We start from the raw sequence: 25,612 nt of genomic DNA, 5'->3' as shown, positions 1-25,612 counted from the left end.
TTCTGGCATGACTGATCAGGATGTGATCGTGCGGCGGGCCCGCATCGAGGACATACCGGGACTCGTCGCCTCCAGCGCGGGCCTCTTCGCCGAGGACGGCGGCACCCGGGACGCGACCCTCAACGTCGACTGGCCACGCGAGCACGGAGAGGCGGCGTTCACGGCCGCGCTCGAGGACCCGACGCGCGTGGTCCTCGTCGTGGATCAGGGGACGCGGGTGGTGGGACACCTGACGGGGTCGGTGACCGGGCCCACGGAGCGGCGACTGGTCAAGTCGGCCACCCTGATCAGCATGTACGTCCGTCCCGAGCACCGACGAGCCCGGGCCGGGGCGGCACTGGTGGGGGAGTTCCTCGCCTGGGCCCGCCGGGAGGGCGCCCAGGAGGTCGAGGTGACGGCCTACACGGCCAACACCGACGCGATCCGCTTCTACGAACGGAGCGGCTTCACACCGCAGACGGTGACGCTGCGGCAGACGCTCTGAAGCGGCGAAAACAGAAAAGGGCAAAAGAAAGGGCAAGCGGAGTACTCACTCCCTTGCCATGTTCAATGTATAGCGCACCGGGGGGCTTGCGGCAAGGCCCCCGCCGTGGCGCACAATCTCCGGCCTAGGCCAGGAACCAGGCAGAACGGGGAGCCACGAGGTGCGTGTGTTGTTGTCGACGTACGGGTCACGCGGGGACGTGCGGCCGCTCGCGGGACTCGCGGTTCCCGCGCCCGCGCCCTCGCCGACACCGTCCGCACCGGCGGCGTGACGCGGGCCGGTGAGCTGTTGCTTGACATCATCGACCGGGACGGGCCGCCGGTGTCCGTGTGACCCACGCGTGATCCGCGAGCCCGACCCCCGCACCCCTGCCGTGTCCCTCATGGCCGCACCCCACCTCACAGCGGAGCTGATTACTTGAACACCCTGCCCACCAGCGCCTTCGACCTCCCCGAGCGCCTCTCCGCCAAGGCCGACCCGGCGTTGATCGCCGACGACGAGCGGCACTTCCAGGCACTCGCGGAGTGTCTGGAGCAGTCGATCGCAGAGGTGTCCGAGCAGCTCGACGCCGCCCGCAGGGCACCCGGCGGCATGGGCCGGCACGCGATGGACCGCGACACCGAGATCCACCGGCTGACCGCGCGTCTGCGCACCCTGCGCCGCTTCGGTCTCGACCTGTGTCTCGGCCACATGGTCGGCGCCGACGGCTCCGAGCCCCTCTACATCGGACGGCTCGGTCTCACCGACAGCTCGGGCCGCCGACTGCTGGTCGACTGGCGCTCCCCCGCCGCCGAGCCGTTCTTCGGCGCCACCCACGGCAACCCCATGGGGCTCGCCAGCCGCCGCCGCTACCGCTGGACCGGCGGCCGCATCAGCGACTACTGGGACGAGGTGTTCACCGCCGACGGCCTCGAACACCGCGCCGCACTCGACGACCAGTCCGCCTTCATCGCCAGCCTGGGCACCAACCGCTCAGCCCGGATGCGGGACGTCCTCGGCACCATCCAGGCCGACCAGGACGCCATCATCCGCGCCGGATCACGCGGCGCCCTCGTCGTCGACGGCGGCCCGGGCACCGGCAAGACCGTCGTCGCCCTGCACCGCTCCGCCTACCTCCTGCACTCCGACCCCCGCCTCGGTCACCGACGCGGCGGCGTGCTCTTCGTCGGCCCGCACCGGCCCTATCTGTCGTACGTCTCCGACGTCCTGCCCAGCCTCGGCGAGGAGGGCGTGCAGACCTGCATCGTGCGGGACCTCGTCGCCGAAGGGGCCACCGCCGGGATCGAGGCCGATCCGGAGGTGGCCCGGCTGAAGTCGTCCGCGCGGCTGGTGGGGGCGATCGAGAAGGCCGTCAGGTTCTACGAGGAGCCGCCCGCCAAGGGGATGACGGTCACGACCCACTGGTCCGACATCCCGCTGAGCGCCGACGAGTGGGCGGTGGCGTTCGACGCGGCGGAACCCGGCACCGCGCACAACGAGGCGCGCGACCAGGTCTGGGAGGAACTGCTCACCATCCTGATGGACAAGCACGAGGGCGACGTGTCGCCCGACCTGCTCCGCAAGTCGCTGCGGCAGAACAGGGAGCTGCGCACCGCATTCGACCGCGCCTGGCCGCTGCTCGAAGCGACCGACCTCGTCGGAGACCTGTGGACGGTTCCCGCCTACCTGCGGATGTGCGCTCCCTGGCTCACCCCCGACGAGGTGCGCGCGCTCCAGCGGGCGGAGGCCCAGGCCTGGACGGTGTCCGACCTGCCGTTCCTGGACGCGGCCCGGCAGCGGCTCGGGGACCCGGAGACGGCCCGGCGCCAGGTCCGGCACAAGGCCGCCCTCGCCGCCCAGCGGGAGCAGATGACGCGGGTCGTCGACACACTGATCCAGGCCGTCTCCAACTCGGGCGCCGACGGGGACGACGGCGAAGGCCTGGTGACGATGTTGCGGGGCGAGGACGCCAAGGTCAGCCTGGTCGACGAGTCCGAACTGGTCACCGCCGACCCGGACCTGCTGGCCGGCCCGTTCGCGCACGTCGTCGTCGACGAGGCCCAGGAACTGACCGACGCCGAGTGGCAGATGCTGCTGCTGCGCTGCCCGTCGCGGAGTTTCACCATCGTCGGGGACCGCGCCCAGGCCCGGCACGGGTTCACCGAGTCGTGGCGGGAGCGGCTGGAGCGGGTCGGGTTCGACCGGATCGAGCTGACCTCCCTGAGCATCAACTACCGGACGCCGGAGGAGATCATGGCGGAGGCCGAGCCGGTCATCCGGGCCGTGCTCCCGGACGCCAACGTGCCGACCTCCATCCGCAGCGGCGGTGTCCCGGTACGCCACGGATCGGTCGCCGAGCTGGAGTCGGTCCTCGACACCTGGCTCGCCGAGAACACCGACGGCACCGCCTGCGTGATCGGGGACCCCGCGTTCCGAGACGGTTCACGCGTGCGCTCGCTCACCCCGGAGCTGTCGAAGGGCCTGGAGTTCGACCTGGTCGTCCTGGTGGACCCCGAGAAGTTCGGCGAGGGCATCGAGGGCGCGGTCGACCACTACGTCGCGATGACGCGGGCCACCCGCCAACTCGTCGTGCTCACCAGCTGACGCCGGCCCGCGCCCTCATCCCGAGGGCGCGGGCCGCGTCGTCCCTGGCCGGCAACGCCCGTGTCCACACCTGTGCTGCGGCTTGTTCCGTCGCCGCGCACACCGCCGGCGCCCCCGCGCTCACCCGCCCCATCACGTCACCGGGGTGCACCACCTGAAGGTGCGCCAGGTGCGGCCGGATGCCGCTCGGCCCGTTGACGCTCCGAGCCGTCTCGATCGCGTCCAGCGTGTCGGGTGGGCCGCCGCGGCGACCCGGCTCGCCGAGTTCCATGGCCTCCCCGCCGATCCGAGGCCACAATGATCACGTCCGCCGACACCGCCCCGCCAGGAGGCCGTTCACCGATGACCCAGCCACCCGCCCGCTCCGCCGAGCAGCGCAAGCAGGACACCTTGAAGCGTCTGGAGCACGACGAGGACGTGTGGGTGGCCACCGCGGACGCCGACGGGGGAGTGCCGTTCCTCGTCCCCCTGTCCTTCCTCTGGGACGGCTCGACCCTGCTGCTGTCCACCCCGGCCGGCAGTCCGACCGGCCGGAACCTGAAGGCGACCGGCCGCACCCGCCTCGGGCTCGGGCCCACCCGGGACGTCGTGATGATCGACGGCACCGTCGAGACGTACACGCCCGCCGAACTGGGTGCGGAGGAGGCCGACCGCTTCGCCGCCGCCACCGGCTTCGAGCCGCGTGAACTCGCCACGCCCTACCTGTACTTCCGGGTCCGGCCGACCCGGGTGCAGGCCTGGCGGGAGGCCAACGAACTCACCGGGCGCGAACTGATGCGCGACGGCGAGTGGTTGGTTGCCGACTGAAGCGGGCAGTTCGGGATATCCGCAAGGTACAGGGTGGCGGCCGCAGAAGCGTCCCGCGCCCCGGACCGTTCGGAGGAGACATGGCACTGGTGAAAGCGGGCTTCGTGGTGCTCGACTGCGCCGAGCCGGAGAAGCTCGCCGCGTTCTACGTGGAGTTGCTGGACGGCGAGCAGACCGACGCGAGCGCCAACCGCGTGGAGATCCTCGGCGCCGAGGGAACCCGGCTGGCGTTCCGCCGGGACATGAACGCCACGCCGCCGAGCTGGCCACGCCCCGAGAACTCCCTCCAGGCCCACCTCGACTTTCTCGTGGAGGACCTGGACGAGGTGGAGCGCAAGGTCATCGGACTCGGTGGCCGCCCGCTGGAGACGAAGGACGTCTCGGGCCCGTTCGAGGAGCGCGGGTACGCCGACCCGGCCGGCCACTCCTTCACCGTGCGCTGCGCCTCGTCGACGGCGCCCAAACAGGGCTGAGACACGCAGGAGCGGGCCGGCGGAATCCCTTCCGCCGGCCCGCTCGCTGTCCCGTCGCGGGGACGGGCGTTCCGGTCAGTCCCGGCCGCCGCTGCTGTCGTCGGTCGGCCAGACCCCGGTGGAGCGTTCGATGGCCTTCGCGCCCGTACGGTCCACGGCGCTGCGCACGGCCGCGAAGATGGCCCCCTGCACGGCCGCGGCGATCAGGATCTCCGCCCAGCCGCGATCCCGGTCCAGCGCGTCGGGCGCGTCGTCCTCGTGCCGGACCATCTTCCACGTCTTCTGGAACGCGAGCCCCGCCAGCCAGCCGCTGGACCAGCCCAGCAGGAACCCGACGGGCTTGTAGGCGAGGGGAAGCTTGAGCTTCTTCTTCTTGGCCATGTATCTCTCTCCTTCGTTGCTTACCGCGATCCCTGTGCGGGGACGCGTTCGTCGGCGGGCGGCGGCCCCGGAGGTGTCCCGTCGCCGAACGGCCGACCGCCCAGCTCCTCGCGGTGGTGCGCGCTCAGCCAGCCCGCCAGGTCCGGTCCGAGCGGCACGATGCCGGTCGGGTTGATGCCGGAGTGCACCTGGTAGTAGTGGCGTTTGATGTGGTCGAAGTCGACCGTGTCACCGAAGCCGGGCGTCTGATAGAGGTCGCGGACGTACCCCCACAGCACCTGGTTCTCCGTCAGTTTCCAGCGGTTGCACTTGAAGTGGCCGTGGTAGACGGCGTCGAAGCGGACCAGGGTGGTGAACAGCCGGATGTCCGCCTCGGTGATCGTCTCGCCGACCAGATAGCGCTGCCGGGCCAGCCTGGGCGTCAGCAGCTCCAGGCGCCGGAAGACACCCGCGCACGCCTCCTCGTACTCCTTCTGCTCGGTGGCGAAACCCGCCCGGTACACCCCGTTGTTGACGTCCTCGTAGACGTCCGCCATCACCGAGTCGATCTCGTCGCGCAGCGGCTCGGGATACAGGTCCGGTGCGCCGTCCCGGTGCAGGGCCGTCCACTCGGTGGCGAGGTCCAGGGTGATCTGCTGGTAGTCGTTGGTGACCAGCTCACCGCTGGGCACGTCCACGATCGCGGGCACGCTCACCCCGCCCGGGTGACCGGGTTCACGCCGTTCGTAGGCCTCGCTGAGGTAGCGGATGCCGAGGACCGGGTCGCGGCCGTCCTGGTCGAGGGTGAAGCGCCAGCTGCGGTCGTCCTGGATCGGGTCGGCGACGGCCAGCGACAGGGCGTCCTCCAGCCCGAGCAGCCGCCGGGACACCAGGGCGCGGCTCGCCCACGGGCAGGCCCGGCTGACGACCAGCCGGTAGCGGCCGGCCTCGACCGGCCAGCCGTCGCGGCCGTCCGCGGTGACGCGGTCGGAGAAATGGGCCTTGGACCGCTGGAACGCCTTGTTCCCGTACGCGCGGTTGCCCTCCATGCTGCCTCCTGTCCTTGAGTGCCCTGCACACCGCGTTCCCAGATTTCGGCGTGTGAGCCTTCCTGGCCGGGGCAGTCGGCGGAGGTGAGCGGGACAGACAACGAGAACACGGCGGATCGACGGACACGCATCACCGTGCTGGTGGCTCTGGCGGCCAATCTGGTGATCGCGGTCGCCAAGGCGGTAGGGGGGCTCGTCGCCCACTCACCGGCGCTGCTGTCGGAGGCGGCCCACTCCGTCGCGGACAGTCTCAACGAGGTCTTCCTCCTGGCCGCGCTGCGCCGCAGCAGGCGCCCCGCCGACGGACGCCATCCCTTCGGCTACGGCAAGGAGCGCTACTTCTGGTCGCTGCTCGCCGCCGTCGGGATCTTCGTCATGGGCGGCTGCTTCTCCTTCTTCCAGGGCCTGGAGGCCCTCAGGGGCGGCGCGGAGGAGGAGCTCAGCGGCTATGTCGCGGGCCTGGTCGTGCTCGGCGTCGCCCTCGTCGCCGAGGGCGCGTCACTGGTGCGGGCGCTCTACCAGATGCGCCGGCAGGGCGGCACCGGTGACGGTCTGCGCGACCCGGCGCTGCGCACGGTGATCGCCGAGGACGGCACGGCGGTGCTCGGCGTGACCCTCGCCATGGCCGGCATGGCCCTGCACATGGTCACCGGGCGGGTCGTGTGGGAGGCGTCCGCGTCCCTGGCGATCGGGGTGCTGCTGGTCCTCGTCGCCTACCGGCTGGGCCGCGAGGCACGCGACCAGCTGATCGGCGCGGCCGCCGACCCCGAGACCAGCGGGCGGATCCGGGCCCTGCTGGCGGCGCAGCCCGAGATCGACAGCGTGGAGGCGCTGTTCACGATGCAGACGGGGTTGAAGTCATTCCTGGTGGCGGCCCGGGTCGATCTGGTGCCGGGCCTCGACAGCGAACGGGTCGAGGAGGTCGCCGTGCGGATCAAGCGGTCCGTCGCCGGCACCTTCCCCGAGGCCGACCAGATCTTCCTGGACATCACCGACCGGCCCGCCGGGGAGGCAGCGGAAAGCCCCGCCGCGACGGGGGAACGCGGCGGGGCCTGAGCGTCAGGTGCCCGGCACACAGGGCTTCATGCGTCCCCGGCCGGAGAATTTTCTCCGGGCCGGGGACGCGATGCCGTATCAGTGCTGGTCGACCGGTTCGAGCACGAAGACGGGGATCTCCCGGTCGGTCTTCTCCTGGTACTCCGCGTAGGCCGGATAGGCCGCCACCGCACGCTCCCACCAGGCGGCCTTCTCCTCGCCGGTGACCTCACGGGCGGTCATGTCCCACTTGTCGGGCCCGTCCTGGAGCTCCACGCGGGGATCGGCCTTGACGTTGTGGTACCAGACCGGGTGCTTGGGCGCCCCGCCCAGCGAGGCGACAGCGGCATACCGGCCGTCGTGCTCGACCCGCATCAGCGGCGTCTTGCGGAGCTTGCCGCTCCTGGCACCCTGGGTGGTCAGGAGGATGACGGGCATCCCCGTGTCCAGCAGAGTGGTCCCCTCGGTGCCGCCGGAGCTCTCGTACAGCTCCACCTGCTCGCGCACCCACTCCGTCGGACTCGGCTCGTACTCGCCCTCAAGTGGCATGACATCCGTCCCATCGTCGTCGTACGGCTTGCTGACACCGTCCTACAACACCGGGACGTTCAGGATTCATCCATTCCGCGGCCCGGATTCGGACGGGCGATGACCTCGGAGGTAATCGCCCTGGTCGGCCGCGCCGGGGCACAGTGGTCTCCGGCCGAGGGAGAGGACCCACCGATGACCACCACAGCCGCCGCCGCGACCACCCGTGCCGTGACCGAGGAACTGCTCCGCCGCATCGGCGAGGGCGACCCGGAGCGGATCGCCGAGCTCTACGCCGACCGGGCCGACTGGAGGCTGAACTGGCCGTCGGACGAGCACGACAACCCCGCCACCCCCTGGATCCGGCACCGCGCGACCCGGGCCGACGCCGCCGACCACTACCGCGAACTGGCCGCCCATCACGTTCCCGGGCAGGCGGCCACCCAGATCGAGCGCGTCCTCGTCGACGGCGCCGACGCGGTGGTCCTCGGCGAGATCCGGCAGACCGCGCGGGCGACGGGGCGTCCCTATCGCGCCAGGTTCGCCCTGCATCTGACCGTCGAGGACGGCAGAATCGTCCGCCACCACGTGTACGAGGACACCCTCGCCGTCGCCCGCGCCTTCACGCCGTGATCCGAACGGCCGGGGCCGCGACACCGGCGACACGTCGCCCGTACAGCCAGGGGGCCGTGGCGCCGACCACACGTCATCCGTATCCGTACGGCAAGGGCCGCGACGCCGCTCACAAGTCATCCGTACGGCAGAGCCCGCTCGCCCCGGCCACGTCGTCGCGTACGGGCCGGCCCTGATCACCCCGGCCACATCATGCGTACCGCCAGGGCCGTGATCACGGCGCTGGACAGCAGGGCCGTCACCAGGCGCCCGCGTCGGCCGGTCAGCACGCGGCCGAGCAGCGCGCCGCCTCCGGCCAGCAGCACCTGCCAACTCGCGGAGGCGAGGAAGGCCGCCCCGACGAACACGCCCTGCTCCAGTGGCCGGACCGGGTCGGTGGCACGGGTGCCGAGGACCAGGGCCGCGAAGTAGATCACGGTGGTCGGGTTGAGCAGGGTGATCCCGAGCAGCGCCAGATAGGCCCGGGCGGGGCTCGGCGGCGGCGGGTCGGCGCGTGCGGCGAACCGGCGGGCACGGTACCCGCGTACGGCCGTGACCGCGCCGCGTGCCGCTAGCGCGAGCAGCACCACGGCGGAGGCCCAGCGCAGGGGTCCGAGCACGGGGCGCAGCGCGGCGGCGAGGGCGGAGCCCCCGAGCGTGGCCGCCAGGGCGTAGAGCCCGTCGGCGGTGGCGACGCCCAGAGCGGCGCAGACACCGGTCCGCAGGGACGTGCGGGCGGTCAGGGAGACGAGGTAGGTCGCGACCGCCCCGACGGGTACGGCGATGCCGTATCCGGCGAGCAGCCCCGCGACGAGCGCGGCGGTCACGAGGTGGGAGGCGTCGGTCCCCACGGTCGGCCGGACTGCTGCTGGAACAGCGCCGGACGGACGGCGACGGTCAGCGGCAGGGGCGAGACGAAGGTAGGCATGACCGGATTCTGCGGGCGGCAGGTCGAGAGCGACAACCGAATTACGCCGGCAACCGAATCCGGGGGCGGCAGCCCCCGCCCGAACCCCCGGGCCGCCGGACCGACCGGACCTCGCGTCGTGCCGTCGATCTTCGGCCAGATCGCGCGTTCGGGGGATCTGGCCGAACTCTGCGTCCCATAACTAGATGCCCGGGGCATCCAATGAGGGCACGTACGAGGCACCCTTCGTCTGCGAGGTCTTCCATGACGGCAACGGAACCCGTCGCGTTCCCCCAGGACCGGACCTGCCCCTACCATCCGCCCACCGCCTACGCACCCCTGCGTGCCGCCCGTCCGCTGACCCGGATCCGGCTCTACGACGGTCGGCCGGCCTGGTTGGTGACGGGCCACGCGCTCGCCCGCGCCCTGCTCGCCGACCGGCGGCTGTCCAGCGACCGTACCCACCCCGACTTCCCGGCGCCCACCGAACGCTTCGCTGCGGCGAAGGGCCGGAAGGTGGCGCTGCTCGGCTACGACGACCCCGAGCACCACGCCCAGCGCCGCCGGATGATTCCCGGCTTCACCCTCAAACGGGCCGCCGGCATGCGACCGAGGATCCAGCGGATCGTGGACGAACGGCTCGACGCGATGATCGAACAGGGGCCGCCGGCGGAGCTGGTGAACGCCTTCGCGCTGCCCGTGCCCTCGATGGTCATCTGCGCGCTGCTCGGTGTCCCGTACGCCGATCACGACTTCTTCGAGGGACAGTCGCGCCGGCTGCTGCGCGGACCGAGGGCCGCCGACACCCTGGACGCGCGGGACCGGCTCGACGCCTACTTCGGAGAGCTGATCGAGCGCAAGCAGCGGGACCGGGAGCCCGGCGACGGCGTGCTGGACGACCTCGTCCACGAAGGCGCGGTGGACCGCGAGGAGTTGACCGCCCTGGCGACCATCCTGCTGGTCGCCGGTCACGAGACCACCGCGAACATGATCTCCCTCGGCACCTACACCCTCCTCCAACACCCGGAACGTCTGGCCGAGTTGCGCGCAGACCCGACTCTGTTGCCCGCCGCGGTCGAGGAGTTGATGCGGCTGCTGTCGATCGCGGACGGGCTGCTGCGCATGGCGGTCGAGGACATCGAGCTGGAGGGGACGACGATCCGGGTCGGCGACGGGGTGGTCTTCTCGACCTCGGTCATCAACCGCGACGAGCGCGTCTATGCCGACCCGGACACCCTCGACTGGCACCGGTCCGCCCGCCACCACGTGGGATTCGGCTTCGGCATCCACCAGTGCCTCGGCCAGAACCTGGCACGCGCCGAGATGGAGATCGCCCTGCGCGCCCTCCTGGACCGGCTGCCCACCCTGCGCCTCGCCGCCCCCGCGGACGAGATCCCCTTCAAACCCGGCGACACCATCCAGGGGATGCTGGAACTCCCCGTGACCTGGTAAGAGGCCCCGCTCATGGACATCGGCATCGACATCGACAAGGACGCCTGCATCGGCGCGGGCCAGTGCGCGCTGGTCGCTCCGGGCGTGTTCACCCAGGACGACGACGGGTTCAGCGAGCTGCTGCCCGGCCGGGAGGGCGGCGCCGACGCCCCGATGGTCCGCGAGGCGGCCCGGGCCTGCCCCGTCGGCGCCATCGCGGTCTCCGGCTGATCCCTGGAGCCCCTGGCCGGCTCCGGTACGGACGCACGCGGGACGCGCCGCGCCGCGGCCGGAGGGTGCCACGGCATTCAGGGTTCGCGCCCCGTCACGGCCGGGAGGCGGCCACCAGCGCCCTCGCCGCCTCCCGTGCCTCCGCCGCGGGGCGGGTGGCGCCGGTGATGCCCGCCGTGACCATGGCGCCCTCGGCCAGCAGGAACAGCTGACCGGTCAGCGTGTCCGGTAGCCCCGCGGCAGCCACGAGGCCGTCGAGGTAGTCCCTGAACGCCCGCTTGTGCGACCGGACTTGAGCGGTGACCCGGTCCGAGGTCGCGCCCAGCTCGCCGTAGGAATTGATCCACGCGCAGCCACGGAAGCCATCCTCGGCGAACCACCCCTCCAGCCAGTCGAAGACGGCGAGCAGCCGCTGTACGGGATCCGTGCTCCGCCCCACATGCTCCGCGAGCCGCCCCCGCCAGCGGACGTCACGCCGTTCCAGGTAGGCCTCCACCAACTGCTCCTTCGCGGGGAAGAGTTGGTAGAGCCGCTTGAGCGACACCCCGGACGCGCCGCGAATGTCGTCCATGCCCACGGACTGGACGCCGCGGCCGTAGAACAGCTCCTCGGCGGCGTCCAGGGCCCGCTCCCGGGCGGTGGCGCTGTCCATGCGGGTCACTCCTTGACGCGAGAACGTGCGTTCTCCTACCGTAGCAGCCAGCTGGAGAACGCACGTTCTCCCTTTGTGGTCCTGGAGGTTGCCGTGACCGACCGTCCGCCCCTGCCGCCGTTCACCCGCGAGAGCGCGGCCCGGAAGGTGCAGGCCGCCGAGGACGCCTGGAACACCCGCGACCCGCACAAGGTGGCGCTCGCCTACTCCGAGGACTCGGTCTGGCGCAACCGCGACACCTTCGTCACCGGCCGCGGGGAGATCGTCGAGTTCCTCACCGCGAAATGGGCGCGCGAACGCGAGTACGCCCTGCGCAAGGACCTGTGGGCCTTCGACGGCAACCGCATCGCCGTCCGCTTCCAGTACGAGTGCCAGGACACCGACGGCCGGTGGTGGCGCAGTTACGGCAACGAGCTCTGGGAGTTCGACGAGCACGGCCTGATGACCCGGCGCGAGGCCAGCATCAACGACGTACCCATCGAGGGGAGGGAACGCCGCATCCACGGCCCCCGCCCCGAGGCCGAGCGCGGAGCCGCCCTCCCCCTTCAGTAGGGTCACCGGATGACCGAACAGGCCGACAAGCCCTTCCTCTACGTCGTCGTCTGCGCCGCCGGGGTCGCCGCGGGCGTCGGCGAACTCGTCACCGCCGCCCGGAAGCGGGGCTGGGAGGTCGGGGTCATCGCCACCCCCGTCGCGATGAACGGCTTCTTCGACACCGCCGACGTCGAGGCCCGGTGCGGACGCCCGATCCGCTCCGCCTGGCGCACCCCCGCCGACCCGCGGCCCTTCCCGTCGCCGGACGCGGTGGTGGCCGCCCCCGTCACCTTCAACACCGTCAACAAGTGGGCTGCCGGACTCGCCGACACTCTCGCCGTCGCCACCCTGTGCGAGGCGCCCGGCCTCGGTGTGCCCGTCGCCGCCCTGCCCTGCGTGGCCGACGCGCTCGCCGCCCACCCCGCCTACCAGGACAGCCTGATACGCCTGCGCGGGATGGGCGTCCGCTTCGGCCCCGCGTACACGGGGGAGGCGGGGGAGGAGTTCGGGTGGGAGCGGGCGTGGGAGCTGCTGGGCTGAGCCGGAGCGGGCGCGTGGGGCGGGGGTGGCAGCCGCGGCCGGTGCGCGGGGCGGGGTCGTACGCTCCCCCTGGTAACCATCCGGAAGGCGGGAGCAGCAACGATGCAGTACGTGAAGCTCGGTTCGACCGGCCTGGACGTGTCGCGGATCTGTCTGGGGTGCATGACCTACGGGCTGCCCGACCGCGGGGTGCACGAGTGGACCCTGGACGAGGAGGCGTCGCGGCCGCTGATCCGGCAGGCGCTGGACGCCGGGATCAACTTCTTCGACACGGCGAACGTGTACTCCGACGGCACCAGCGAGGAGATCGTCGGCAAGGCGCTGCGGGACTTCGCCCACCGCGACGAGATCGTCCTGGCGACCAAGGTGAACGGCCGGATGCGGTCCGGGCCGAACGCCGCCGGACTGTCCCGCAAGGCGATCATGGCGGAGATCGACCACAGCCTGAGCCGCCTGGGCACCGACTACGTCGACCTCTACCAGATCCACCGCTTCGACCCGCACACCCCGGTCGAGGAGACCATGGAGGCCCTGCACGACCTGGTCAAGGCGGGCAAGGTCCGTTATCTCGGGGCGAGTTCGATGTACGCCTGGCAGTTCTCCAAGATGCAGTACACGGCGGAGCGGCACGGCTGGACCACGTTCGTCTCGATGCAGAACCACTACAACCTCCTCTACCGCGAGGAGGAGCGCGAGATGCTGCCGCTGTGCGCGGACCAGGGCGTCGCGACGCTGCCCTGGAGCCCGCTCGCGCGGGGCCGGCTGACCCGCGACTGGGGCACGGTCACCGGCCGCAGCGCCCAGGACGACTTCGGCGGCCGGCTGTACCTCAAGGGCGACCGCGTCATCGTCGAGGCGGTCACCCGGATCGCCGAGGAGAGGGGCGTGCCGCGCGCTCAGGTGGCTCTCGCCTGGCTGCTCCAGCGGGACACCGTGGCGGCGCCGATCGTGGGCGCCGCCAAGCCGCACCACATCGAGGACGCGGTGGCCGCGGTGGAACTGCGGCTCAGCGACAAGGAGATCGAGGAGCTGGAGCAGCCGTACACGGCCCACCCGATCGCGGGACACTGACGCTCAGTGCGGTCCGTGCGGCGCGAACTCCGTGCCGCACGGACCGGCTCCCTCGCTCTCGGCGAGCGCCACACGCTCCCCGCGCATGGACACCGTCCGGTAGTACGCCCCGATCCGCTCGGCCGACCGCCCCACGTAGTGCCCGATGAACGACCGCCGGAACCGCGCCCCGCTCCGGTTCGGCTGCGACCCGTGCACCAGGCTGCCGTTGAAGAACAGGACGTCCCCGGGCGCCATGTCCACGGGCACCGCGGCCAGCCCCGTCGGCGGCGGCACGTACTCCCGGGCGAACGACACCCCCTCGTCGGCCTCCTCGGGGCAGAACAGCTCCATCCGGTGCGTGCCCGGCACGACCTCCAGGCCCCCGTTCTCCCGGTCGATCTCGTCGCAGGCCACCCATGCCGCCACGCACGTCCCCGGCTCGACCCGCAGATAGAAGTTGTCCTGGTGCAGCGCCTGCCCCCGGGCGCCGGGCGGCTTGAAGTAGAACATGCTCTGCGCGGCCAGCACCTCCTCCTCCAGCAGCTCCTCCAGCACCTCGCGCAGCCGGGTGTCGAGCAGGACCTCCCGGGCGAGCGGGTTGATCTCGTGCGGCTGCATCACGCGCGGGTACACGCCGAGCGGATCGGTCCCGCCCCGCGGCTCGAAGTGCCCCGGCACCGCCCCCGCCGCGTGCAGCGCCGCGAACTCGGCGCACAGCCGGTCTATCTCGTCGGGTCCGAACAAGCCCCGCACGATCGTGAACCCGTCCTCCCGGAACCGCCGCAGCCCGGCCTCGGTCAGGGTGGGTGTGCTGTCTGTGACGGTCATGCGTCCACTCCTCGGTCCGGTGTCGTCGGCCTGTCACGCTAGGCAGTCCCGCCCCTCAGGAGGATGTCCGTGACCGCTGACCGACTGCCTGAGCCTGCCGCGCCCGGCGACCCCGGGCCGCCTCCCGGCCTGGTGGTGGTCGGCCGTTTCGACGAGGTGCCGGGATACGACGTCAACCGGCCGCAGGGCGCGGCCAGTTGGCTGTTCACCTGGACCACGGCGGGCCAGGGGCGGCTGCGGCAGGGTGCGAGCGCCACCCGGGCCGTGGCGGGGGACCTGGTCGTGCTCGCGCCGGGAGTCCCCCACGGCTACGGCGTGCCACCGGGCGCGCGGCACTGGCGGTTCCGGTGGGCGCACTGCCAGGCCCGGCCGTCATGGCTGCCCTGGCTGCACCCGTACGACACCGGCGACGGTCTGTACGTCGTCCCCGCGGGGCCGGCCACCGCGCACCACCGGGTCCACGACGCGTTCGACCGGATGCTCGCCGACGCGCGCACGCCGGGTGCGGCGGGCCCCTGGACCGGCCCGGACGACCGGATCGCGGTGGCGCACGACAGCGCCGCCCGCGAACTCGCCCTGTGCGCGCTGGAGGAGGTGGTGTTGCTGACGACCGCCGTCGCGCGGCGACCGGCACCCCGGCCCGGGCTCGATGACCGCGTGCGCCGGGTCCAGGAACTCCTAGAGGCCGACCCGGGTGCCCCGCACACCGTCGACTCGCTCGCCGCGCACGTCTCTCTCTCGCCCTCCAGGCTGGCCCATCTGTTCACCCGCCAGACCGGCCGCTCCCCGATGCGGGCCCTGCGCGAAGCACGGCTGCGGCACGCCGCGCGACTCCTCGAAGGCACCGATCTGTCCGTGGGACGCGTCGCGGCGGCATCGGGTTTCGTGAGCCCCTACCATTTCCACCGCGTCTTCCGGGAGCGATTCGGTATGACGCCCGGCGCGTACCGGGTCGGCGGCCCAATGGTTGGGACGTGACAGGTGTAGACCGGCCGTGCGCAGGGTAGGGCGGCCGTTCAATGGTTGGGGCCGAAGCCTGGTGAAACTCGTTCCCAATAACCTTGCCGATAACGTGTCCTGGACTGGATCCAGGTATTGACGAGACGTCAATACGGACCGCTCCTCACACAATCCGCGCAACTGAATGATCTCTTGTTACATTGCGCTGACCTGTGCAAAGGTTACGCCTTGTCGGCGCGCAGACAATTGGGTCCCCGTGCGCCTCTGACCGCTCCCGTACGTCCCCCACGCTTCACAAGAGCCGTCGTCGTCGGGACCGCATACCCCTTGGTATGGACTTGCTTCGTATGCCCCCGAGAGGAATGCAGCCGTGAATGCCGATGCCACGGACGAACAACTCAGCGCCGAGCTGAAGAAGTGGACCGGAGCCACGCCCGCCCTCCATCCCGTCGGCGAACTCCTCGACCGGCACTGGGAAGCGGCCTTCACCTATGCCCGGCTGTGCACGGACGGAACACGCTCCGCCGGAATGCTCACGACCGCGGCTTTCACCCGGCTCTTCGGCGAAACGCTGCGCCAGAACGGGCCGACCGCCGCCTGGCGCCCCCAACTGCTCGTCACCGTGCGCCGAATAGCCGCGGAATGGGACAACGACCGCAGACAGGAACAGCTCCACCCCGAACTGCGCTTCGGAACCGGCGACGGTGACCGGGCCGCGGCCCGTCTGCTGCCGAGCGCGGAGCGGCGCCTGCTGTCCGGCGCCTTCCAGCGACTGCCCCAGTCCGCCCGCTGCCTGCTCTGGCACAGCGAGGTCGAGGCCGAACCGCTGAGCTCACCCGCCGCCCTGCTGGGACTGGACGAGGAGGACGCCGGCGTCGAACTGCGCCGGGCCCGCGAGCGGTTGCGCGAGGAGTGCCTGCACGTCCACCGCGAACTCGCCCCGGAACAGGAGTGCCGCTCCTACGCCAGGATGCTGGACGTCACCTACCGCCGCGGCGGCGTCGACGTCGACCCCGACCTGCGGGCCCACCTGGACCGCTGCAAGCACTGCCGGGACACCGCCGACCAACTGCGCCAGTTCGGCGGCGCCCTGGGCGTCGCCCTCGCCGAGGCCGTCCTGGGCTGGGGCGGCCGCGCCTACGCGGAATTCCGCAGCGCTCCCAGGGAGGAGCCCGCCGAGGAGACGCCCGCGCCCCCGACGGCCGCCGCCGTCCCGGGCGAGGCCTTCTTCGACGGGGCCCCGGCCGCCCGCCGGGCCCGTCCCTCGCGCACGGACCGCAAGGCCGCCCGCCGGGCTGCCGCCCGGCGCCGCAACCTCGCCGCGGCGGTCCTCACCCTCAGCGGTCTGGTCATCCTCCCGCTGGTCATGTGGTCGGTCCACGACGGCGGGGACGATACCGCCGACGCCGGCGGCGCCAGCGCCTCCGAGACGCCCGGCTCCTCGGCGGGCCGGTCCACGTCCGGCTCCTCCTGGGTCGGCTCCGGCGAGGAGGCCCAGGGCACGCTGCGCGGCCGGCTGCACAACGTCGACTCCGGGCTCTGCGTCGGCCTCGACGGCGCGAAGACCGTCAAGGACGCGGAGGCCGAGGTCACCAAGTGCTCCTCGAAGCCCGACCAGCAGTGGACCTACGAGACCGACGGGGCCCTGCGCAGCGTCGCGGACCCCGGCCTGTGCCTGGACTCCCGCCTGGGCTACTCGGTGCGGTTGTCCCCGTGCGACGGCGGTTCCGCAGCCGACGCCAAGCACATCCGCTACGACTTCACACTCCAGGGCAGCCTGGTGCCGCGCTGGAACCAGGACCTGGCCCTCACCCCCGCGGCCACCGACGGCACCGGCGCCCTGGTCCTCAAGAGCCGCACCGACACCGCCGTCCAGCGCTGGGTGTTCGACACCTCCAGGACCGACCTCCAGATGGAGGCGGTGAAGTGGGAGGCGCGGACCAGCACCGCCAAGAAGGCACCCATCACCACCCCCTCACCCACGCCCACCCCCACGAAGAAGGCGTCGCCGACCCCGACGCCGACCCCGAGCCCGACGACCGCCTCGCCGACCCCCACGAGCCCGTATCCCACCGGCGCGCCCCCCTGCTACCCGTACCCGTACTCGTACAACTGCTACGGCGGCGGCCCGTACGGCAACGGATACGGGGGGTACGGCGGCCCGCGCTGACCACTCGGCCGCCCTGATCAGGCCCCGACGAGGTGCAGCGACGCCCACAGCGCCAGGGTGGCCGGGACGAGTGCGGCGGGTACGGCGAGCAGCCCGAGCCGGGTGAACTCGCCGAGCCCGACATCGTGCCCGTGCCGCTGCACGATCCGCCGCCACAGCAGGGTGGCCAGTGATCCGGCGTACGTCAGGTTCGGGCCGATGTTCACCCCGATCAGCACCGCGAGCACGGCGCCCGGACCGGCCGCGGCGGTCAGCGGCAGCAGCACCAGCACCGCGGGGAGGTTGTTGATCAGGTTGGCGAGGACGGCCGCCAGCACGGCGACACCGAGCAGCGCCAGCAGCCCCGAGCCGTCCGGGAGCACGTGCCGCAGCGCGTCGGCGAGCCCGTTGTCGACGACCGCGCGCACGACGACGCCGAGCGCGAGCACGAAGGCCAGGAACCCCGGGGCGGCGGACCGCACCACCGTCAGCGGGGTCGCCCGGCGGCGGAGCAGCGCGCGCCCCGCCAGCACCAGCGCCCCCACGAGGGCCACCCAGGCGGGCTCGACACCGACCGCGGACGCGACTACGAACCCGGCCAGCGTGCAGCCCACGGTGACGAGGGCGAATACCGGCAGCTCAGGGGTCTCGGCGGCCTCGGTCGTGGTCACGGCGGCCTTCAGGTCGTCCGCGAAGAAGCGCCGGAACAGCAGGTACTCGGCGCCGATCGCCACCAGCCACGGCAGCGCCATCAGGGCCGCGAACCGGGTGAAGCTCAGCCCGCTCGCCTCGAACGCCAGCAGGTTGGTGAGGTTGGACACCGGCAGCAGCAGCGACGCCGTGTTCGACAGATGCGCGCAGGCGTACAGATGTGGCTTGGCCCGGACGCCGCTGCGGGCCGCGGTGGCCAGCACCACCGGGGTCAGCAGCACCACCGTCGCGTCGAGGCTGAGCACCGCCGTGATCGCGGAGGCCAGCACGAACACGGCGGTCAGCAGCCGGGTGGGGCGCCCCGCGGAGCGGCGCGCCATCCACGCCCCGCAGGCCCGGAACAGCCCCTCGACGTCGCAGAAGTGCGCGAGCACCAGGACCGCGGCGAGGAAGCCGACGACCGGCGCCAGCCGCTCGACCTCCGCCCACGCGTGATCGGGGGAGATCACCCCCGTCGCGATCACGAGACCCGCCGCCGGGACCGCGAGCACCGCCTCCGGCAGGCCCTTGGGGCGGACGACGGCCCAGCCGAGGACGGCGACGAGCAGGACGATGGACAGCGTTTCGGCGAGCGGGGTGTTCAGCGGGGTTCCTTCGGAGCGGGGTCGTGCGGTGCCCCGACATGAAAACAGGACAAGGTAAGAAGTCTGTGTGCGGGGTCAGGCGCCCGGCCCCCGGCGGAACAGCGTGAGGGAGACCGTCGACTCGTTGCCGGACACCGGTACCTCCCCGGCCGACCACGCCACCTTCAGCGGGTCGCGCTCGTCCGGCGGGGTCACCAGCAGTGCCTCCGGGTTGGCGGTGCGGGCCCCGCTGACCTGCGGGTTGGCGAACGTGATTCCCGACCAGGCGTTCTGCCCGGGCGCCAGCGTCACGGTGGTCGCCGTGCCGGGGGTGCGCCGCGGGTCCGGTCCGAGCCGGTGGCCGGAGGCGTCGACGAACGCGGCACCCGGGTAGCCGTGCAGGGTGCAGGTACGGGACGAGGTGTTCGTCACGATCACGGGGAAGTTCTTCTGGCCCGCCCCTGGGTCGTTGCGGCCGAGCGTGGCCTCCAGCTCAAAGGTGTGGCAGCGGGCGGAGGCGGGTGCGCTGGAGGCAGGGGCGGCGGGGGTGGCGGGGGTGTCCGTCTCGGCCGTGGCGGTCGGCTCCGCCGAGTGCGTCGGCGTCGTGGTGTCACCGGTGGTCGGCGCGGCCGTGCCGGGCAGGGTCCGCGGCGCGGACGCGGGGTCGCCGCTGTCGCCGCAGCCGGTCAACAGGCCCAGCAGTGCGGCCGCGCTCACGAGCAGGGCCGACCGGTGATGGTTCGCCATGACTGTCCCCCTCCTCGTACGACGCGGGGTGCCCCGCCATGCGGGTGTGATGCGGGCGCGGCGGGAAAAGTTCGCGTCGGTCAGCCGCCGGCCCGGACCGGGCTCAGCACGCGGGGGATGTCCGAGGGGCCGCCGTCCTGGCTGAGAGGCGTGCGCTCAGTCCTCGTCCTCGAGCAGGCCGATCTCGGCCCAGATCGTCTTGCCCTCGGTGGTGTGCCGGCTGCCCCACCGCTGGGTGAGCTGGGCGACCAGGAGCAGTCCGCGGCCGCCCTCGTCCCAGGTCTTGGCGCGGCGCAGATGCGGGGCCGTGTGGCTGGTGTCGGAGACCTCGCAGATCAGCGTGGTCGCGTCATGGATCAGCCGGAGCCGGATGGGGTGGGCGCCGTACCGGATGGCGTTGGTGACGAGCTCGCTCACCACCAGCTCCGCCGTGAACGACGCCTCCAGCAGCTCCCAGGTGCCGAGCTGGTCGAGGACCTGCTTGCGGATCGGGCCGACGAGCGCGGGATCGGCGGGGATGTGCCAGGTCGCGACCTGGGTGGCGGGCAGTCCCCGGGTACGGGCCAGCAGCAGGGCCACGTCGTCGGCGCAGCCGCCCGCCGGGAGCAGGGTGTGCAGGACCCGGTCGCAGACTTCCTCCAGGGACTCGGAGTGCGCCGACAGGGCCTCGCGCAGCAGCGCGTGACCGGCGTCCGCGTCCCGGTCCCGGGACTCGATCAGGCCGTCGGTGAAGAGCGCCAGCACCGTGCCCTCGCGCAGCGCCAGCTCGGTGGACTCGAAGGGCAGCCCGCCCACGCCCAGCGGGGGACCGGAGGGCAGGTCGACCAGCTCGGGAACGCCGCCCGGGGCGATCATCACCGGCGCGGGATGCCCGGCCCGGGCCAGTGTGCAGCGCCGCGACACCGGGTCGTACACCGCGTACAGGCAGGTGGCGCCGACCTCGCCGGGGCTGCCCTCGCCGCCGGACTCGGCGGACAGGCGGACCACGAGGTCGTCGAGATGGGTGAGGAGTTCATCGGGGGCGAGGTCGATGTCGGCGAGGGTGCGCACGGCGGTGCGCAGCCGGCCCATGGTGGCCGAGGCCTGGATGCCGTGCCCGACGACGTCCCCGACGACCATCGCGACGCGCATCCCGGACAGCGGGATCACGTCGAACCAGTCGCCGCCCACCCCGGCCCGCGCGGCGGGCAGATAGCGCGAGGCCGCGTCCGCGGCGGCGGTGCGGGGCAGCGTGCGGGGGAGCAGGCTGCGCTGGAGGGCGAGCGCGGTCTCCCGCTCCCGGGAGAAGCGGCGGGCGTTGTCGATGCAGACGGCGGCGCGGGTCGTCACCTCCTCGGCCAGCAGCACGTCGTCCGCCGTGAACGGGTCGGGGCGCCGGAACCGGGTCAGCACCGCGACCCCGAGGGTCAGCCCGCGGGCCCGGATCGGCACCGACATCGTCGCGTGGATGCCGTACTCCTGGACGCGCTCGCTGCGCGCCTGGTCCCAGGACAGCCACTGGTCCAGCTCGCCCGAGGCCAGGGTGGCGACGATGGTGCGGCCCGCGACCAGCGAGTCGGCCTGCGGTGAGGTGGCCGGATAGGTCGCCAGCTGCCCGGGTTTGACGACGGCCTCGGGGCTGCCGGGGTTGACCGACTGGTGGGCGGCGCGGCGCAGTCCGACCGGCGCGGTGAGCGCGGGCGGCGGGTCGCCGTTCTCCTGCGGGTCCAGCAGGTCGACGCTGACGAAGTCGGCCAGCGCGGGGACGCAGACGTCCGCGAGTTCCTGGGCCGTCCGGGTGACGTCGAGGGTGGTGCCGATGCGCACGCTCGCCTCGTTGACCAGCTGAAGCCGCTCGCGGGCCAGGTAGTTCTCGGTGAAGTCGTGCGCCGCCAGGCACACCCCCCGCACCCGCCCCGCGCTGTCGGTGACCGGGGCCAGCCGGGCGAGCCACGCGTGCGCCCGGTTCTCGCCGCCGGTGCGCATGTACGTCTGGACGTCCTCGGCCCGGCCCGAGGCGAGCACCCGCAGCAGATGGCCCTCCAGCTCCGCGCTCTGCGCCTTGCCGCCGATCTCCGACAACCGAAGGCCCCGCATGCGCTCCTCGGGCAGTCCGATGACCTCGGCCATGGCGTCGTTGACCCGGTTCAGCCGCAGCCGCTCGTCGTAGACCGCGACGGCACAGGGGGACTGGACGAGGGCCGCGGCGAGCGGGTCGTCCGCGGGGCGGGGGCCGCCGCCCTCCAGGGGGGTGACGACGAGCCAGTGACCGGGGGCGCCGTCCTGCGAGCGCCGATGGTGGGCGAGCAGCCACACGCGGACGGTGCAGCCGTCGCGGTGGCGGAGGGTGACGGTGCCGTCCCAGCGGGGGCCGCGGGGCCTGAAGGCCGCCTCCGGATCCTCGCTGACCAGCAGATCCGTGGCCGGCCTCCCCACCACCGCCGCAGCTGGGTGGCCGAGCAGGCGCTCCGCGCCGGCGTTCCACTCGCGGACCGTGCCGAGGTCGTCGATGACAGCCCGTGCCGTCGCGGCATCGTCGAACGGGTAGTCCGGGCTCATCGTCGCCACTCCATCACGGACACTCACAGTGAACAGGCGCGTCACTTGCGTTCCAAGCCTAGTCCGTCAGGCTCGCGCGCGGACGGGAACCCCCACGTATCCCGCGGGCACGGTCAAGAGGGGACATCCGGCCGTCGTGACCGGCGGGGCGGCGGCGTGCGCACGCGCCCTTGACGGTCCCGTGTGGTGCGGCGTCAGAATCTGTGTGTTCACGTTCAGTCGGCTGGTCCAACGCCTTCAGCAAGGCGGCCACGGCCCTGCTGCCGCCGTTCCGCGCGGCCCGCGCCGAGGACTGGGTCTGCGTGGACCTCGGGCGCCCCCGGACGCTGGACCGCGTGGAGGTCTCCCACCCTGCTGAACCTGACCACCAGCCACCCGGGAGAGGTGCAGGGGGCGATCCGCATCAGCGGGCTGGAGATACCCGCGACCTGAGTCACGTCACGGTCCGGAAAGCCGGTACGCCCACGCCGACAGGGGCGCGGGGGTGTCTCGATGTGCGGCTCCGTCGCGTGGGCGCGACCGACCACGACGGCGCCGCATCCGAAGGACGACCCAAACGGCGCAACTGGTGGAGCGTTACGTCCGGACCGTTGACGCGGTGTCATGCCCGCAGCAAGCATGGCCGTCGACCGTCTTTTGGGAGCGCTCCCATTGTGTGCGTCTCCTACAGCTCAGCGAGGAGCCCGGACGTGAAAAAACGCAGAACCGCCCTGTTGTCCCTGACGGCCCTGCTGGGAGCGGCGCTCGTCGCCTCTCCCATGCCCCCGGCCGCCGCCGAGGAGGTTGAACAGCTCAAGAACGGCACCTTCGACACCACCACCGAGCCGTGGTGGGCGAGCAGCAACGTCACCGCGGGCCTGTCCGACGGGCAGCTGTGCGCGGACGTGCCGGGGGGCACGGCCAACCGCTGGGACGCCGCCATCGGCCAGAACGACGTCACCCTGGTCAAGGGGGAGTCGTACAAGTTCAGCTTCACGGCACACGGTTCGCCCGCCGGGCATGTCGTCCGCGCGATCGTGGGGCTGCAAGTGGCGCCGTACGACACCTACTTCGAGGTGAGCCCGCAGGTCAGTGTCTCGGGTGACTCCTACGCGTACACCTTCACCTCACCCGTCGACGCCACCCAGGCACAGGTCGGCTTCCAACTCGGCGGCAGCGCCGAGGCCTGGCGGTTCTGCGTGGACGACGCCTCACTGCTCGGCGGGGTGCCGCCGGAGGTGTACGAGCCGGACACCGGGCCCCGGGTGCGCGTCAACCAGGTCGCCTATCTGCCCTCGGGGCCGAAGAACGCGACGCTCGTGACGGACGCGCCCACGAAGCTGCCCTGGCAGCTGAAGAACGCCTCGGGCGCCGTGGTCGCCAAGGGTTCCACCACACCGCGCGGCACCGACGCGTCCTCCGCGCAGAACGTCCACTCCATCGACTTCAGCGCCTACAAGAAGCCGGGCAAGAACCTCACCCTGGTCGCCGACGGCGAGACCAGCCGCCCCTTCGACATCGGCGCCGGCGCCTACGAGCGGCTGCGTACGGACACGGCGAAGTACTACTACACCCAGCGCAGCGGCATCGCGATCCGCGACGACCTGCGCCCGGGCTACGGCCGCGCCGCCGGCCACGTCGACGTCGCGCCCAACCAGGGCGACGGGAACGTGCCCTGCCAGCCCGGCGTCTGCGACTACACCCTCGACGTCACCGGCGGCTGGTACGACGCCGGCGACCACGGCAAGTACGTCGTCAACGGTGGCATCTCGACCTGGGAGCTGCTGAGCACGTACGAACGCTCGCTGCACGCCCGCACCGGTGAGCCCGCCAAGCTCGGCGACGGCACCCTCGCGATCCCGGAGAGCGGCAACCGCGTGCCGGACATACTCGACGAGGCCCGCTGGGAGCTGGAGTTCCTGCTGAAGATGCAGGTGCCGAACGGGCAGCCGCTCGCCGGGATGGCCCATCACAAGGTCCACGACGAGGCGTGGACGGGCCTGCCCCTGATGCCGAGCGACGACCCGCAGAAGCGGGAACTGCACCCGGCGAACACCGCGGCCACCCTGAACCTGGCGGCCACGGCCGCGCAGGCGGCCCGTCTGTACCGGCCCTACGACAAGGCGTTCGCGGCCAAGTCCCTCGCCGCCGCCCGCAAGGCCTTCACCGCCGCACTCGCCCACCCGGACATCTACGCCGACCCCAACGACGGCACCGGCGGCGGAGCCTACGCCGACAGCGACGTGACCGACGAGTTCTACTGGGCGGCGGCCGAGCTGTACCTCACGACGGGGGAGAAGGGCTACGCCGACCGCGTCCTCGCCTCACCCGTGCACACCGCCGACATCTTCGGACCCACCGGCTACGACTGGGCCCGGACCGCCGCGGCGGCCCGCCTGGACCTGGCCACCGTGCCCAGCAAGCTGCCCGGCCGGGACAAGGTGCGCCAGTCGGTCGTCAAGGGCGCCGACCGCTACCTGGCCACGCTGAAGGCCCATCCCTACGGCATGCCGTACGCCCCCGCCGACAACCTCTACGACTGGGGTTCCAACCACCAGATCCTGCACAACGCGGTCGTCATCGCGACCGGGTACGACATCACGGGCGGCACCAAGTACCGTGACGGCGCCGTGCAGTCCATGGACTACCTCTTCGGCCGCAACGCGCTGAACATGTCGTACGTGACGGGCTACGGCGAGGTCAACTCGCACAACCAGCACGCCCGTTGGTACGCCCACCAGCTCGACCCGAGCCAGCCGAACCCGCCGCGGGGGACCCTGGCCGGCGGCCCGAACTCGAGCATCCAGGACCCCTTCGCGCAGAGCAAACTCCAGGGCTGCGTCGGTCAGTTCTGCTATATCGACGACATCCAGTCCTGGTCGACCAACGAGCACACCATCAACTGGAACTCCGCCCTGACCCGGATGGCCTCCTTCGTGGCGGACCAGAGCTAGGCCGGAGGGTCCCTGGCGCCCCGGCAGACGCCTGAACAACTTGCGCGACCCCCGGCCCCGCCTGGTGAGGCGGGGCCGGGGGTCGCGCAGTCGCGGGCGACCGGAGCCGGGCGTGAAGGGCGTCGGCAGTGGGAGCCGGGCTACGGGCCGGAGCCTGGCGGTACCTCTGAGCAGGCACTCTGAGCAGGTGGTATTTACGCGAAAGTACCTCGGAGGTACCGTGAAGGCATGCCAGCCCTCAACGTGGAGTTCAGTGACCGTGAGCTGGAGGACCTGCGGCAGATCGCCAAGGAGCGCGGGACGTCGATGAAGGCCCTCGTCCGGGACGCGGCCGCGGCCGACATCGCGCGCCATCGCGCGCTCAAGGAGGGCGCGGAGGCCTTCCGCCGGTTCTTCGCGTCCCACGCCGACGAGTTCGCCGCGGCCTTCCCCGAGGACGAACCGGCCGGCAAGGGCGCGGGGCGGGTCGCCTGACCGATGGCTCCCGTCGTCCACATCGACGTGCCCTGGCTGCTCCAGCGTCACGAAGAGGTCCTGCCCGAGCAGCCCACGATCAACGACTTCTCCGCCCTGGTGGCGGCCGTCGCGCGCCATCGGGTGGACCCGCCGCGCCTGGGGGTCGACTCGGACCCGGCCTGGCGGGCCGCCGCCCTGCTGCACACCCTGGCGCTGCTCAAGCCGCTGCCCGCGGCCAACGCCCGTTTCGCGTGCGCGACGGCCGTGGCGTACATGTTCGTCAGCGGCGCGGGCATCGACCCGCCCTACGGCGCCCTCGTCGACCTCGCCCGTGATCTGATCTCCGGCAAGGCCGACGTCTACAGCGCGGCCGACCGGCTGCGCTCCTGGCAGATATAGGGGCCGGCAGGGGCCTCTCGACGCACGGGGCAGGCCTCGCGCCCCGGCC

26 protein-coding genes are annotated in these 25,612 nt (G+C 72.2%); 16 read left to right on the top strand and 10 right to left on the bottom strand.

Annotation, left to right across the window (positions count from 1 at the left end; translation table 11 throughout):
- Nucleotides 1-7 precede the first annotated feature (7 nt).
- On the top strand, nucleotides 8-484 hold the full coding sequence (locus ACZ56U_RS35660) for a GNAT family N-acetyltransferase (RefSeq protein WP_469088074.1): 477 nt from the start codon (nucleotides 8-10) through the stop codon (nucleotides 482-484).
- A gap of 417 nt (nucleotides 485-901) precedes the next feature.
- Nucleotides 902-3,067 (top strand): RNA polymerase recycling motor ATPase HelR, encoded by a 2,166-nt coding sequence (helR, locus tag ACZ56U_RS35655; RefSeq protein ID WP_469088073.1) that lies wholly within the window; start codon nucleotides 902-904, stop codon nucleotides 3,065-3,067.
- Here the strand turns inward: helR and ACZ56U_RS35650 are convergent.
- On the bottom strand, nucleotides 3,057-3,338 hold the full coding sequence (locus ACZ56U_RS35650) for a hypothetical protein (RefSeq protein ID WP_469088072.1): 282 nt from the start codon (nucleotides 3,336-3,338) through the stop codon (nucleotides 3,057-3,059). The two genes, helR and ACZ56U_RS35650, sit on opposite strands and share 11 nt — an antisense overlap.
- Nucleotides 3,339-3,409: 71 nt before the next feature.
- On the opposite strand from ACZ56U_RS35650, the gene ACZ56U_RS35645 reads away from it, so the two are divergent.
- Nucleotides 3,410-3,874 (top strand): pyridoxamine 5'-phosphate oxidase family protein, encoded by a 465-nt coding sequence (locus ACZ56U_RS35645; protein ID WP_469088071.1) that lies wholly within the window; start codon nucleotides 3,410-3,412, stop codon nucleotides 3,872-3,874.
- A gap of 80 nt (nucleotides 3,875-3,954) precedes the next feature.
- Nucleotides 3,955-4,347, top strand: coding sequence for a VOC family protein (locus ACZ56U_RS35640; RefSeq protein ID WP_469088070.1), 393 nt, complete (start codon nucleotides 3,955-3,957; stop codon nucleotides 4,345-4,347).
- Between the two features lie 75 nt (nucleotides 4,348-4,422).
- Here ACZ56U_RS35640 and ACZ56U_RS35635 read toward each other — a convergent pair whose 3' ends face one another.
- Together ACZ56U_RS35635 and ACZ56U_RS35630 are read right to left on the bottom strand one after the other, a co-directional pair.
- Nucleotides 4,423-4,728, bottom strand: coding sequence for a DUF4235 domain-containing protein (locus tag ACZ56U_RS35635; RefSeq protein WP_469088069.1), 306 nt, complete (start codon nucleotides 4,726-4,728; stop codon nucleotides 4,423-4,425).
- A 20-nt stretch (nucleotides 4,729-4,748) separates the two neighbouring features.
- Nucleotides 4,749-5,756 carry a glutathione S-transferase family protein gene (locus tag ACZ56U_RS35630; RefSeq protein ID WP_469088068.1) on the bottom strand — a complete coding sequence of 336 codons (1,008 nt, stop codon included), beginning with the start codon at nucleotides 5,754-5,756 and terminating at the stop codon, nucleotides 4,749-4,751.
- An 84-nt stretch (nucleotides 5,757-5,840) separates the two neighbouring features.
- Here ACZ56U_RS35630 and ACZ56U_RS35625 point away from each other — a divergent pair, with 84 nt between their 5' ends.
- Nucleotides 5,841-6,812 (top strand): cation diffusion facilitator family transporter, encoded by a 972-nt coding sequence (locus tag ACZ56U_RS35625; RefSeq protein WP_469088067.1) that lies wholly within the window; start codon nucleotides 5,841-5,843, stop codon nucleotides 6,810-6,812.
- A 78-nt stretch (nucleotides 6,813-6,890) separates the two neighbouring features.
- Here the strand turns inward: ACZ56U_RS35625 and ACZ56U_RS35620 are convergent, their stop codons facing one another.
- Nucleotides 6,891-7,340 carry a nitroreductase family deazaflavin-dependent oxidoreductase gene (locus ACZ56U_RS35620; RefSeq protein ID WP_469088066.1) on the bottom strand — a complete coding sequence of 150 codons (450 nt, stop codon included), beginning with the start codon at nucleotides 7,338-7,340 and terminating at the stop codon, nucleotides 6,891-6,893.
- Between the two features lie 174 nt (nucleotides 7,341-7,514).
- Here ACZ56U_RS35620 and ACZ56U_RS35615 point away from each other — a divergent pair, with 174 nt between their 5' ends.
- A complete protein-coding gene (locus ACZ56U_RS35615) occupies nucleotides 7,515-7,952 on the top strand; it encodes a nuclear transport factor 2 family protein (protein WP_469088065.1) in 438 nt (145 codons plus the stop codon).
- 176 nt (nucleotides 7,953-8,128) lie between these two features.
- Here ACZ56U_RS35615 and ACZ56U_RS35610 read toward each other — a convergent pair whose 3' ends face one another.
- Nucleotides 8,129-8,758, bottom strand: a complete 630-nt coding sequence (locus tag ACZ56U_RS35610; protein ID WP_469088185.1) for a LysE/ArgO family amino acid transporter — start codon at nucleotides 8,756-8,758, stop codon at nucleotides 8,129-8,131.
- Nucleotides 8,759-9,102: 344 nt separating this feature from the next.
- Between ACZ56U_RS35610 and ACZ56U_RS35605 the strand changes: the two genes are divergently transcribed.
- Together ACZ56U_RS35605 and ACZ56U_RS35600 are read left to right on the top strand one after the other, a co-directional pair.
- A complete protein-coding gene (locus ACZ56U_RS35605) occupies nucleotides 9,103-10,290 on the top strand; it encodes a cytochrome P450 (protein ID WP_469088064.1) in 1,188 nt (395 codons plus the stop codon).
- An 18-nt stretch (nucleotides 10,291-10,308) separates the two neighbouring features.
- Nucleotides 10,309-10,500, top strand: coding sequence for a ferredoxin (locus tag ACZ56U_RS35600; protein WP_469088184.1), 192 nt, complete (start codon nucleotides 10,309-10,311; stop codon nucleotides 10,498-10,500).
- Nucleotides 10,501-10,594: 94 nt separating this feature from the next.
- Here the strand turns inward: ACZ56U_RS35600 and ACZ56U_RS35595 are convergent, their stop codons facing one another.
- Nucleotides 10,595-11,152, bottom strand: a complete 558-nt coding sequence (locus ACZ56U_RS35595; RefSeq protein WP_469088063.1) for a TetR/AcrR family transcriptional regulator — start codon at nucleotides 11,150-11,152, stop codon at nucleotides 10,595-10,597.
- Between the two features lie 93 nt (nucleotides 11,153-11,245).
- Here ACZ56U_RS35595 and ACZ56U_RS35590 point away from each other — a divergent pair, with 93 nt between their 5' ends.
- The 3 genes from ACZ56U_RS35590 (at nucleotide 11,246) to ACZ56U_RS35580 (ending at nucleotide 13,297) form a co-directional block, all read left to right on the top strand.
- Entirely contained in the window at nucleotides 11,246-11,704 is a 459-nt protein-coding gene (locus tag ACZ56U_RS35590) for a nuclear transport factor 2 family protein (RefSeq protein ID WP_469088062.1), read from the top strand.
- A gap of 9 nt (nucleotides 11,705-11,713) precedes the next feature.
- Nucleotides 11,714-12,226, top strand: coding sequence for a flavoprotein (locus tag ACZ56U_RS35585; protein WP_469088061.1), 513 nt, complete (start codon nucleotides 11,714-11,716; stop codon nucleotides 12,224-12,226).
- A 102-nt stretch (nucleotides 12,227-12,328) separates the two neighbouring features.
- A complete protein-coding gene (locus ACZ56U_RS35580; RefSeq protein WP_469088060.1) occupies nucleotides 12,329-13,297 on the top strand; it encodes an aldo/keto reductase in 969 nt (322 codons plus the stop codon).
- Nucleotides 13,298-13,300: 3 nt separating this feature from the next.
- On the opposite strand, the gene ACZ56U_RS35575 is transcribed toward ACZ56U_RS35580, so the two are convergent.
- Entirely contained in the window at nucleotides 13,301-14,107 is an 807-nt protein-coding gene (locus ACZ56U_RS35575; RefSeq protein ID WP_469088059.1) for a phytanoyl-CoA dioxygenase family protein, read from the bottom strand.
- 63 nt (nucleotides 14,108-14,170) lie between these two features.
- Here ACZ56U_RS35575 and ACZ56U_RS35570 point away from each other — a divergent pair, with 63 nt between their 5' ends.
- Nucleotides 14,171-15,085 carry a helix-turn-helix domain-containing protein gene (locus tag ACZ56U_RS35570; RefSeq protein WP_469088058.1) on the top strand — a complete coding sequence of 305 codons (915 nt, stop codon included), beginning with the start codon at nucleotides 14,171-14,173 and terminating at the stop codon, nucleotides 15,083-15,085.
- Between the two features lie 352 nt (nucleotides 15,086-15,437).
- Complete coding sequence (locus ACZ56U_RS35565) at nucleotides 15,438-17,237, top strand: RICIN domain-containing protein (RefSeq protein WP_469088057.1); 1,800 nt, start codon at nucleotides 15,438-15,440, stop codon at nucleotides 17,235-17,237.
- 17 nt (nucleotides 17,238-17,254) lie between these two features.
- Here the strand turns inward: ACZ56U_RS35565 and ACZ56U_RS35560 are convergent, their stop codons facing one another.
- The 3 genes from ACZ56U_RS35560 to ACZ56U_RS35550 form a co-directional block, all read right to left on the bottom strand.
- Nucleotides 17,255-18,511, bottom strand: a complete 1,257-nt coding sequence (locus tag ACZ56U_RS35560; protein WP_469088183.1) for an arsenic transporter — start codon at nucleotides 18,509-18,511, stop codon at nucleotides 17,255-17,257.
- A gap of 75 nt (nucleotides 18,512-18,586) precedes the next feature.
- Nucleotides 18,587-19,237, bottom strand: coding sequence for a DUF4232 domain-containing protein (locus ACZ56U_RS35555; protein WP_469088056.1), 651 nt, complete (start codon nucleotides 19,235-19,237; stop codon nucleotides 18,587-18,589).
- A 156-nt stretch (nucleotides 19,238-19,393) separates the two neighbouring features.
- Complete coding sequence (locus ACZ56U_RS35550) at nucleotides 19,394-21,775, bottom strand: SpoIIE family protein phosphatase (RefSeq protein ID WP_469088055.1); 2,382 nt, start codon at nucleotides 21,773-21,775, stop codon at nucleotides 19,394-19,396.
- A 689-nt stretch (nucleotides 21,776-22,464) separates the two neighbouring features.
- Between ACZ56U_RS35550 and ACZ56U_RS35545 the strand changes: the two genes are divergently transcribed.
- From ACZ56U_RS35545 to ACZ56U_RS35535, 3 genes are all read left to right on the top strand, one after another.
- Nucleotides 22,465-24,708: a glycoside hydrolase family 9 protein gene (locus ACZ56U_RS35545; protein WP_469088054.1), complete on the top strand. Its 2,244-nt coding sequence runs from the start codon at nucleotides 22,465-22,467 to the stop codon at nucleotides 24,706-24,708.
- Nucleotides 24,709-24,936: 228 nt separating this feature from the next.
- Nucleotides 24,937-25,182, top strand: coding sequence for a hypothetical protein (locus tag ACZ56U_RS35540; RefSeq protein ID WP_391238333.1), 246 nt, complete (start codon nucleotides 24,937-24,939; stop codon nucleotides 25,180-25,182).
- Nucleotides 25,183-25,185: 3 nt separating this feature from the next.
- Nucleotides 25,186-25,563: a toxin Doc gene (locus ACZ56U_RS35535; protein WP_469088053.1), complete on the top strand. Its 378-nt coding sequence runs from the start codon at nucleotides 25,186-25,188 to the stop codon at nucleotides 25,561-25,563.
- The last annotated feature ends 49 nt before the right edge of the window (nucleotides 25,564-25,612 follow it).

Source organism: Streptomyces sp. NPDC034103, assembly GCF_055575395.1.
This window is presented reverse-complemented; position numbering and strand designations above follow the sequence as displayed.

Excerpts from the sequence above, each read along its gene's own strand:
- ACZ56U_RS35635 (WP_469088069.1), bottom strand. The coding sequence starts at position 4,728 with ATGGCCAAGAAGAAGAAGCTCAAGCTTCCCCTCGCCTACAAGCCCGTC.
- ACZ56U_RS35630 (WP_469088068.1), bottom strand. The coding sequence starts at position 5,756 with ATGGAGGGCAACCGCGCGTACGGGAACAAGGCGTTCCAGCGGTCCAAG.
- ACZ56U_RS35620 (WP_469088066.1), bottom strand. The coding sequence starts at position 7,340 with ATGCCACTTGAGGGCGAGTACGAGCCGAGTCCGACGGAGTGGGTGCGC.
- ACZ56U_RS35555 (WP_469088056.1), bottom strand. The coding sequence starts at position 19,237 with ATGGCGAACCATCACCGGTCGGCCCTGCTCGTGAGCGCGGCCGCACTG.
- ACZ56U_RS35615 (WP_469088065.1), top strand. The coding sequence starts at position 7,515 with ATGACCACCACAGCCGCCGCCGCGACCACCCGTGCCGTGACCGAGGAA.
- ACZ56U_RS35650 (WP_469088072.1), bottom strand. The coding sequence starts at position 3,338 with ATGGAACTCGGCGAGCCGGGTCGCCGCGGCGGCCCACCCGACACGCTG.
- ACZ56U_RS35595 (WP_469088063.1), bottom strand. The coding sequence starts at position 11,152 with ATGGACAGCGCCACCGCCCGGGAGCGGGCCCTGGACGCCGCCGAGGAG.
- ACZ56U_RS35535 (WP_469088053.1), top strand. The coding sequence starts at position 25,186 with ATGGCTCCCGTCGTCCACATCGACGTGCCCTGGCTGCTCCAGCGTCAC.
- ACZ56U_RS35575 (WP_469088059.1), bottom strand. The coding sequence starts at position 14,107 with ATGACCGTCACAGACAGCACACCCACCCTGACCGAGGCCGGGCTGCGG.
- ACZ56U_RS35645 (WP_469088071.1), top strand. The coding sequence starts at position 3,410 with ATGACCCAGCCACCCGCCCGCTCCGCCGAGCAGCGCAAGCAGGACACC.
- ACZ56U_RS35540 (WP_391238333.1), top strand. The coding sequence starts at position 24,937 with ATGCCAGCCCTCAACGTGGAGTTCAGTGACCGTGAGCTGGAGGACCTG.
- ACZ56U_RS35660 (WP_469088074.1), top strand. The coding sequence starts at position 8 with ATGACTGATCAGGATGTGATCGTGCGGCGGGCCCGCATCGAGGACATA.
- ACZ56U_RS35550 (WP_469088055.1), bottom strand. The coding sequence starts at position 21,775 with ATGAGCCCGGACTACCCGTTCGACGATGCCGCGACGGCACGGGCTGTC.
- ACZ56U_RS35570 (WP_469088058.1), top strand. The coding sequence starts at position 14,171 with ATGTCCGTGACCGCTGACCGACTGCCTGAGCCTGCCGCGCCCGGCGAC.
- ACZ56U_RS35605 (WP_469088064.1), top strand. The coding sequence starts at position 9,103 with ATGACGGCAACGGAACCCGTCGCGTTCCCCCAGGACCGGACCTGCCCC.
- ACZ56U_RS35585 (WP_469088061.1), top strand. The coding sequence starts at position 11,714 with ATGACCGAACAGGCCGACAAGCCCTTCCTCTACGTCGTCGTCTGCGCC.
- ACZ56U_RS35580 (WP_469088060.1), top strand. The coding sequence starts at position 12,329 with ATGCAGTACGTGAAGCTCGGTTCGACCGGCCTGGACGTGTCGCGGATC.
- ACZ56U_RS35640 (WP_469088070.1), top strand. The coding sequence starts at position 3,955 with ATGGCACTGGTGAAAGCGGGCTTCGTGGTGCTCGACTGCGCCGAGCCG.